Source organism: Methylobacterium aquaticum (genome assembly GCF_001043915.1).
Taxonomy (GTDB): Bacteria; Pseudomonadota; Alphaproteobacteria; order Rhizobiales; family Beijerinckiaceae; genus Methylobacterium; species Methylobacterium aquaticum.
Map to the genome: position 1 here is coordinate 1 of NZ_LABX01000114.1, position 8,618 is coordinate 8,618.

8 protein-coding genes are annotated in these 8,618 nt (G+C 62.1%); 4 read left to right on the forward strand and 4 right to left on the reverse strand.

The features are described from left to right. The first annotated feature begins 85 nt into the window (after positions 1-85). On the forward strand, positions 86-448 hold the full coding sequence (locus VP06_RS15570) for a hypothetical protein (RefSeq protein WP_048464698.1): 363 nt from the start codon (positions 86-88) through the stop codon (positions 446-448). Positions 449-454: 6 nt separating this feature from the next. Here VP06_RS15570 and VP06_RS15575 read toward each other — a convergent pair whose 3' ends face one another. Continuing rightward, positions 455-757, reverse strand: a complete 303-nt coding sequence (locus VP06_RS15575) for a hypothetical protein (RefSeq protein ID WP_048464699.1) — start codon at positions 755-757, stop codon at positions 455-457. A gap of 84 nt (positions 758-841) precedes the next feature. Between VP06_RS15575 and VP06_RS15580 the strand changes: the two genes are divergently transcribed. After that, positions 842-1,072 (forward strand): hypothetical protein, encoded by a 231-nt coding sequence (locus VP06_RS15580; RefSeq protein WP_048464700.1) that lies wholly within the window; start codon positions 842-844, stop codon positions 1,070-1,072. Positions 1,073-1,275: 203 nt separating this feature from the next. After that, positions 1,276-1,530: a recombinase family protein gene (locus VP06_RS39145; RefSeq protein ID WP_082167419.1), complete on the forward strand. Its 255-nt coding sequence runs from the start codon at positions 1,276-1,278 to the stop codon at positions 1,528-1,530. A gap of 106 nt (positions 1,531-1,636) precedes the next feature. On the opposite strand, the gene VP06_RS15585 is transcribed toward VP06_RS39145, so the two are convergent. The 3 genes from VP06_RS15585 to VP06_RS36405 all read right to left on the reverse strand — a co-directional run bounded on the left by VP06_RS15585 (position 1,637) and on the right by VP06_RS36405 (position 7,997). Next, positions 1,637-4,588, reverse strand: a complete 2,952-nt coding sequence (locus tag VP06_RS15585; protein ID WP_053081828.1) for an EAL domain-containing protein — start codon at positions 4,586-4,588, stop codon at positions 1,637-1,639. Between the two features lie 3 nt (positions 4,589-4,591). After that, entirely contained in the window at positions 4,592-6,367 is a 1,776-nt protein-coding gene (locus tag VP06_RS15590; RefSeq protein WP_053081830.1) for a cache domain-containing protein, read from the reverse strand. Positions 6,368-6,701: 334 nt separating this feature from the next. Continuing rightward, positions 6,702-7,997, reverse strand: coding sequence for a YlcI/YnfO family protein (locus VP06_RS36405; protein WP_156295629.1), 1,296 nt, complete (start codon positions 7,995-7,997; stop codon positions 6,702-6,704). A 251-nt stretch (positions 7,998-8,248) separates the two neighbouring features. On the opposite strand from VP06_RS36405, the gene VP06_RS15605 reads away from it, so the two are divergent. Further along, positions 8,249-8,485 carry a hypothetical protein gene (locus tag VP06_RS15605; RefSeq protein WP_048464703.1) on the forward strand — a complete coding sequence of 79 codons (237 nt, stop codon included), beginning with the start codon at positions 8,249-8,251 and terminating at the stop codon, positions 8,483-8,485. Positions 8,486-8,618: the final 133 nt, after the last annotated feature.

An 8,618-nucleotide genomic window follows, 5' to 3' on the forward strand; every position in this document is an offset into this window, starting at 1 on the left:
AGTTCCGGGCGTCGCTTGACACTGGTGGGGCGAGGCAACCTGCTCGCCGCCTTCCTGGTGCCCAAGTGAGCCGGAGAGCGTGGGTGTGAAGAAGTGGATCCCCTTCATCATCGGGGGCCGTCTCCCGTCCTCGACCTCCCCCGAGGCCGAGCAGCTTGCGGCCGTCATGGAGCACAACCTCAAGCTTCTTGGTGCAGCGGGCTCGTCTCGAACGCGAGATATCGCCGAGGTCGAACTGGAAACGCTGCGTGTCGAACTCCTTGAGGCGGAGGCGACGATCGCCTCTCTGGTTGCTGATCTGGACAATGAGCGTGCACACGCCTCCTACCTGGAGGAGCGGCTCGCGGAGTTCGAGGACGCCGCTGAGGTCACTCGACGATCGCGCCCGCCGCTCAGGATCGTGTCCATTGCGCGTGAGACTATGGATCCGGGACCTACGCGGTCGTGAGCGGGATCACCGGTAGGAGCGTCGTCCCAGGATGGAGGCCACGCGCAGATCCCTGACGATCGCCACGTCGATCTGCTCGATCTCGGGGGAAAGATCCGGGCGAAGGGCAGCAGCCTCGGCCAAGCGTGATCGAACCGCCAGCACCGTATGGGGGGATACGCGGGCCGTCGCGCCGCCGCGTCGCCTGAAATCGCGAAGGTAGCTTCGATCCCTCGCGCAGAAGTTCACCGAGAAAGATTGATGCGAGTGGGTCAGGCCGAGAGCGATTACGGCGTCGGCGATCGCGATAATTTGGTGTCCGTAGAGCATGGTTAGGATTGAGCAAGTGGGATTGCATGCGGGATAAATACGTCTGTCAATTTATTTAGGTTGATCATGAAACCAAATTTCAGCATGAACTCTGTTGCAGATACCGCCACCGGCAGTTTCACGTTTACGGGTCCGCGCGACCAGATACTCCTTGATCGAACGCGCGCGTGGTGTGTGCATTTCATCGACAACAACTGGCAATACAGGATCTGCATGGAGGCTGGAACGATCGCGTTCGACTTCGCCGTCCAGGCCGATGCCGATCTTTTCAGGAAGATCACGAAGAGAGCGCCAACCTTGATTACATGCATCTGAAAAAATTCTGAATGAAGAGAGAAATATCTATTGATGCACAAGCGTCAACATGATCTCAATCGCGGTATGTTTAGCCGTTGCTCAAACATGTGCCGCCTTGCCTTCAGAGGCCGCTTTTCGATAATTTCGACCTGAACGGGCGGCCAGCCACTTGCATTCGAGAACTGGCCCGGGACCGAGGAGATTGTGATACAGTGAGCAGAATGACAACGGGGCTTGATAGGTTCACGGTGAAAGGGCGCGAGACCAGCGTCCGCGTGCGCCAGGAGCGAGCCGGACAACGTGCCGCTGCTCTGGCGCCCATCATCGAGGAGATCCGCTCTGGTGGTGCAACCACGTTGCAGGCAACGGCTGATGCGCTGAACGCCCGCGGCATCCGGACTTCTCGTGGTGGATCATGGTCGGCGGTGCAGGTGAGTCGAGTGCTGGCTCGGGTACTGGAACAAAATGCCCGATAGCTGGTTTTCGGTGTGCGCGCCTGCTCTCTCATCTTCTGATCAGTCGGCCGGTGACCAGCGTGATGCGTAGGACCCCGTTCGTCGCGAGCGGCGGGGTCTTCTTCGCTCAGAGCATATCTTCCTCAATTCCTACTCTAAAATTTGTATCAGTAACGATTTCGGAAAATAATCGTGCTTTTCCAAACAGATGGCCTTGAGCCTGCTTACAACCTTTGCGACGCACGATCGCGAGTTGTTCTGGTGTCTCAACACCATCAGCCGTGACCATCATGCCAAGACTATGTCCAAGACTCACGATAGTGCGTAGAATTGCCAGCGCTCCCTTATTATCTGCTGTGGCGAAGAAGGAGCAGTCGATCTTGATCCGATCAAACGGGTATCGGTATAAGTAACTCAATGACGAATATCCTGTTCCGAAATCATCTAGCGTCAGATGCACGCCGAATTCTCGCAAATCGATCAAGTTGTCCTGCACCAGGGTATGGTCATTCAATAAGGCGCTCTCGCTAATTTCCAACTCCAACCGATCCGGTGACAGAGTAGCAGCGGCAGTGGACGCCCGAACGGTGGCGCCGAAACTCGCATGCCGAACCTGGGCAGGAGATACGTTAATGGCGACTCTAAGGTCCTCGGGCAGATCCTGTGCGTCCCGGGTTGCTGTCCGCAGCACCCACTCGCCGAGCGGCACGATCAGGCCCGTTTCCTCAGCCAGCGGCATGAACACACCAGGATCGAGCAGCCCGCGCGTTGGATGCCGCCATCGCACCAGGGCCTCGACTGCAACAACCTCGTTCGAGGTGAGGTCTACAATCGGCTGATAGTACATTTCGAACTCGCCTCGACACAGCGCAGTGCGCAGATCGAGTTCGAGAAGGCGGCGTTCTTCTACCGCCCGGTTCATCGCCGGTTCGAAGAACCGGTGGGTGTTCCGTCCATCATTTTTCGCGCGGTAGAGCGCGAGATCTGCGTGGCGCAACAGACTCTCGGTGTCTTGTCCATGCTCGGGACCGATCGCGATGCCGATGCTGACGCCGATCCCAACCTGCTGCCCATCCAGCCATATCGGCTGTCGGACAACCTCAATCAGCCGCTCGGCGAGGCTCTTGACGCCCTCCAGGCGCAGCGCCCCGCCCAGCAGGATCGCGAACTCGTCGCCCCCGAACCGCGCGACCGTGTCCTCGATGCGCAGTGTTGCCCGGAACCGACGTGCAACCTCACAGAGCAGGGCATCGCCCGCGAGGTGGCCGAGGCTGTCATTGACCGCCTTGAAGGCGTCGAGATCAAGAAGCATCAGCACGCAGTGGCCGCGATGGCGACGGATTTCGCCGAGCCGCTGTTCGACGCGCTCGCGGAACAACGCGCGGTTCGGCAGGTCGGTGAGCCCGTCGTGGCGGGCCATGTGAGCAATCCGGGCCTCGGCCTGCTTGCGCTCGGTGACGTCGATGCTGATGCCGATCATCCTGACCGCACGCCAGCCCTGATCGACCGACACGCGCCCCATGCTCATGATCCAGCGGTCGGAGCCGTCTGGCAGAGGGATACGATATTCGATCCTGAACGTCTCGCCCGTCGCGATTGCCCGCTCTGTCTCGACAGCCAGGATCGCGAGGTCGTCGTGGTGGATTGCGGCTGACCACTCGGCCCGCGTCACTGGGGTGGTGCGGTCCTCAGGGAAGTTGAACAGCCGCAGCGCCTCTGGCGAGAGCAGGGTGCTGCCGTCGAGCAGGTTCCACTCGAACAAGCCCACGCCAGCCGCCTCCTGTGCGAGGCGAAGGCGGTCTGTCGTGACACGCAGCGCCTCGCGGGCGCAGACGATGTCCTCGATGTCGAGAGCCGTCGCGAGGAACTCGACGATTTCGTCTCCCTTGCGCACCGGCAAGCTCACCAATTTGTGCCAACGGTAGACGCCATCGTGGCGACGCAGACGAACCTCGACGTCGAAGGAGCAGCCCTCAGCGATGCACTGCGCCCATTCCGTCGCGACACGCTCCGCATCGGCGGGATGGTTTCGTGCCACCCGTGCCGCGCGACTCGTGCCGATCTCACCGTAGTACTCAGTGAAGCGCACGTTGCGGTACAGTAACTCACCGTCGCAGGCGCGGATGATCCAGACCATCTGCGGCAGGCCATCGGCGAGCGCGCGGTAGCGAGCTTCGCTCGCGGTGACCTGTTGCTCGGCGCGCCTGCGCTCGGTCACGTCGCTGTAGGTGCGTACCGCCCCACCTCTTGTAAGCGGCACCGTGCGGATCTCCAGGATCTGCCCGTTGGATCGCTCGCGCTCGTAAACGTGGTGCCTCTGCTCCAACCCGGAATTCGCTACCCACTGACGCATGAGGTCGGGCGAGCGGCGGAACTCGTTCTGGTCAAGCTGGTACTGGCGGACTTGAGCGAAGGTCGGTTGCGCTCGCATCATCTCGGCAGGCAAATCGAGCATGGCCATCGCGCGGCCGTTGCAAACCCGAATCACGTCGAACTCGTCGACCATCATCAGGCCCTGGTCCATGTTCTCCAGAGTGGCGTTGAGAACGGAGACGATCTCGGCGTTGTCGTGCTCGACGCTCGTGCGTGCGCGCCGCGTCTCGTAGTCCCGCAACTGTGCGACGACGACCTCACCGAGATCGCGAAGTTGATCAATCTGCTCTTGGCTGAAGGTACGCGCTTGCGTGTCGATGACGCAGAGCGCACCGACCCTCAGCCCGGGCGCGAGAACCAACGGCACACCGGCATAGGCGCGAAAGCCCGTCTCTCTTGTTACGAGCGGGTCGTCCCGGAACCGTGCGTCCCGAGTAAGGTCCTCGACGACGAGAACGTCGTCGCTGAGGATTGTATGGGCGCAGACCGCGACGTCGCGCGGCGCATTCTCGACCTCAAGGCCGCACTGGGCCTTGAACCATACGCGGTCGTGCTCGACGAGTGAGACGAGAGCGATCGGCGCATCGAAGACCCGGCGTAAGACTCGACAGATTGCATCGAATTGCGCCTCGGGCTCTGTGCCGACCGCAGCCAGTCGATGAAGAGGTTCCAAGCGCTCGCCTTCGCGATCCAGCATGTGGTTCATAGTCTACGCACTTTTCAGAGCATCGGTGGGCTGAGAGCGCCGGTCATGACCCTGATAGAACTTGCTGGTGCTGCCCTTGCGGCGGTCCATCGGACCCACCCGGAGCGCGTGTACGAAGGCGCGAAGCTGCTCCTCGATCAGCGAGGATTGCGACAGCATCGCCCTGGTCACATCAAGAACCGCGCCCGCATGCTTCTCCGTCTCACGCGCTCCCGAGCGCACCTCCGAGATGTTCAGGGCGAGCTTCTCCGTCCCATCGGCTGCCACCTGCACACTGCGGGCGATGTCGCCGGTCGCGGCATTCTGCTGCTCGACGGCCGAGGCGACCGCCGTCGTCGCCGTCAGGATGTCGTGCATCATCGTGACCAGTTGCTCGTTGGCCGCCAGGACATGGCGCGTAGTGGCCTGGATCTCGCCGACCCGAGCGACAATCTCGTCGCTGGCGCGCGCTGTCTGACCCGCCAGCATCTTCACCTCCGAGGCAACCACGGCGAAGCCCTTGCCTGCCTGCCCGGCGCGCGCCGACTCGATCGTCGCGTTCAGAGCGAGCAGGTTCGTCTGTGAGGCGATCGACTGGATCGACCCGATCACCGCTGCGATGCGCTCGCCGACCTCTGCCATCGCCTGCGCCTGACGCGCGGACGCCGTCGCGGTCTCGCTTCCCTGGCGCACGATCTCGGCCACCCCCTGCACCTGCCGGGAGATCTCCTGGATCGAACTTGAGAGTTGATCGGTGGAGGCCGCCACCATCGTGACGTGCTCGGAAGTCTGGCCCGAAACTGCTGTCGCGGCATCGGCCTCTTGGGAGGTCTGGGTCGAGATCGACGTGAGGGCCTCGGCGGTGCGCTGCATCTCGGCGGTGTTGCCCGCAACGGTGCTCACGACGTTGCGCATCGCGCTCTGGAAGGCGGCAAGGCTGGCCTCAAGCTCTCCGTTGCGCTTGGCCTTCTCATGCTCGGTTTGCGCGGCCTCCGCTTCCAGGCGCTCGCGCGCGATGGCGTTGTCGCGGAACACCAGCACGGCCTTCGCCATGGCGCCGATCTCGTCGCGCCGGGCAACGGACGGGATCTCCTGCTGGAGGTTACCCTCTGCCAGCCTGCGCATGACGCTCGCTAGATGATGGATCTTCCCGGCGATCGAGCGCCCGATCATGACGGCCAGGAGGGCAATCAGTCCCGCCGCGAGGACAACGCCCTTGAGCAGGCCGAGGAGCGCGGTGCGAACCTGAGCCGCGGTATCATCGGCGTAGACGCCGGAGCCGATGACCCAGCCCCAGGGCTCGAAGCCTTTGACGTAGGACAGCTTGTCGACGGGCTGGTCCTCGCCGGGCTTGGGCCACTGGTAGGGCACGAACCCGGCACCGGACTTGCGCACGACCTCAACCATTTCGACGAAGAGGGCCTTGCCGTTCGGGTCCTTGGTGGTTGTGAGGTCGGTGCCGTCGAGCTTCGACCGGGTCGGATGCATGATCATGCGTGGGTGCATGTCGTTGACCCAGAAGTACTCGCTGCGGTCGTAGCGCATCGCCTTCAGGGCTGCTGTGGCCAGATCCTGCGCCTGCTTGCGGTCAAGCTTGCCTGTGCGTTCTTGCTCGGCAAATCCGGCGACGAGGCTGTGCGCGGCTTCGACCAGTTGGCGGGTCTTCGTCATGCGCGCATCGACAACGGCATCGCGCAGGGCGAAGCCCGCGAGGACAACGATGACCGCGATGCCAAGAACCGCTGCGGCTGTGAGGACGTGAAGTTGTGCCCTGATCCCGAAAGACAATTTCTCCTCCATGGGTTCGGCCCCTTCTCGCGAGCGCACTTCCGATCGCCGAAAGTTTTGACGCATGTCTTTCATTTAACCAAAAAAATGATTTACGAATCTTAAATCGATTTGAAAATATTAAGGATTATTTGGTTGCATGGATTATGCAAATCGATATAATCCTTTTCTATTCGAAGTCGGAGATTCTGTGTTCGATATAACCTTGAGTAATCTTAGTTTCCAGAGCCGAATAATGAGTATGCGCGGACAAGCCGAACTTGCCGCCCTCATTCACCCGCGTCTTTTCGGGTGATAGATCATCGTCAGATCTGAGTCAGGGACGACGTCTAGGCACGGATAGCAGCTATCGACGTGATCGCCCTGGTCTTGGCCGAACCTTGGGGCTGAGCGCCTGCTCAAGCGGGATACCCTTCCGGAGGCGCGCGTCGAGCGTCTTGTAGCCGAGCCCTGTCGCCTCGGCCAACTCCGCGACGGTCATTTCCCGACCGTCGTGCATGTACCGGCGGACGAACCGACGCCCGCGGTTTGCCTGCTTCTTGGTGCCCCAGAAACAGTTGGTTGGACCGTAGGGCAGGCTCAACTTGCGCCGGAGCAGGACAGTGCCGGGCGGCCTCTCACCGAGGTCCTGCGCGAATACCCAGAACTCCTCCCACTCCGGCACGAAGGAGTCGCCGGTCCTGCCGCACCTCTCCCGCATCCCCTTCCAGGGCAGATACCTGTTGTCGCTGCGCTTGAGCGGCACGGGGTTCCTGGCCGATCGCGATATCCTCCGACGCCCAAGGGACACGGTGGGTTCGATAGCCTCCTGGACCGACGCCGGAAGTACGGGCCGACCCCGCTTGCCGGGCCCCGGCCCAACAGGCGTTCCGAGAACCTCCTCGATTGGCCATTCGGCTCTCACTCGCGCCCGGAGAACGCCCACATTGATGTTGGTCACCTTCGACCATGCGGTCAAAGTCAGAGTTCGACCGTTGTATGCGTAGAAGCCTGTTGTTGGGCGGCGCGCGACCACATCAGCCTTCGTTCCCCAGACGCAATTATCCGGCCCCCAGCCTTTCTCCTGATCCTTGCGCACAAGGACGGCGTTCAAAGGCTTTTTCTTCATGTCCTTCACGAAGATCCAGAAGTTCTCCCACTCGGGCGCGATCGGATGTCCCGAAATTCGCGATTGCTGCCTCATAGACGTCCACGCGCTATGGGCGGGATGATCCGATTTGCGTGAGCTTGGCTTGCGCGAGGGGGATCTCACGCGCGCACCTGGGATCGGTGAGTTCTGCACCTTGATCTTCTGATCCGCCCGGATGGGTTCAGGTGCGCTCGCGAGCGTGATCGGCGGCGTCAAGCGCACCTCTACGGCCTCGCCCGAGACCGTGAAGCCGTAGCCGAGCCACGGGCTGGAGGTCGCCCACGGGGACGACGGTATCCTGGATGCTGTTTTCGGCGAGAGTTCTGGGTGCGCGGTGTCAGGCAGCGGAGCCTCGTCCTGCTCCTCTCTCCTCCGACGCGCGACCTCGGCCTCGACGGCGGCGCGGACGAATTCCGCCATGTGGCCGGGCCCGGCGAGAACCTCGATTTCAAGCCGAAGCGAGTCCGGCAGCCTGACGCCGGTCAGCTTCCCACCGATCTTGCTTCTGGGCATCCCAACGCTCTCGCCAATCGTTAACGCTTTCACGACAAAGCGTAGACGGTTTTACAAACCGTTAACGATTATGAAGAAAGCGTTAACGGATGGTCGCTGGAACCGAGAACGGTATCGAGCGAGCCGCCCGTGCAACGGGATCTGCTTCCGCCTCGAAGCTGGGCTGTGATAATATCGAGTATCACAGCCCAAAGCCGGGGAGGGTGCGTCGTGGCGCGTCGAGGTCAGCAGCCGGAGCCACGGAGGCGCCGATGACCGCGTTCCGGCTCCATCGTGGCTGGCGCGCGCCGAGCGGCGTCGTGACCGATCATGTCACCTTCGGCGAGACCATCCTGGCCGCCGACGCGGACGACGCGACGAGCACTGCCATGGCCGAGACCGAATTCCTCCTGGCCGCCGATGCGAATTTCGCGTGGCTCACCGACCCGCAGGGCGTCCTGGTCTGGTCGATGCTGCTCGACGATGACGACCTGATGCCGGGCTCATGAGCACGGATGCGCGCCCACCTGCCGACGTCCGAGATCGAGGCCCGATGACCAGCCTGCCCGCCCCCGCCGACGAGACTGTCCCCGCCCTCGACCTCGCCGCCCTCCCCCCTCACGCCGCAGGGCTCGCAGTGAA

Excerpts from the sequence above, each read along its gene's own strand:
- VP06_RS15575 (WP_048464699.1), bottom strand. The coding sequence starts at position 757 with ATGCTCTACGGACACCAAATTATCGCGATCGCCGACGCCGTAATCGCT.
- VP06_RS15585 (WP_053081828.1), bottom strand. The coding sequence starts at position 4,588 with ATGAACCACATGCTGGATCGCGAAGGCGAGCGCTTGGAACCTCTTCAT.
- VP06_RS15605 (WP_048464703.1), top strand. The coding sequence starts at position 8,249 with ATGACCGCGTTCCGGCTCCATCGTGGCTGGCGCGCGCCGAGCGGCGTC.
- VP06_RS15590 (WP_053081830.1), bottom strand. The coding sequence starts at position 6,367 with ATGGAGGAGAAATTGTCTTTCGGGATCAGGGCACAACTTCACGTCCTC.
- VP06_RS39145 (WP_082167419.1), top strand. The coding sequence starts at position 1,276 with ATGACAACGGGGCTTGATAGGTTCACGGTGAAAGGGCGCGAGACCAGC.
- VP06_RS15580 (WP_048464700.1), top strand. The coding sequence starts at position 842 with ATGAACTCTGTTGCAGATACCGCCACCGGCAGTTTCACGTTTACGGGT.
- VP06_RS36405 (WP_156295629.1), bottom strand. The coding sequence starts at position 7,997 with ATGCCCAGAAGCAAGATCGGTGGGAAGCTGACCGGCGTCAGGCTGCCG.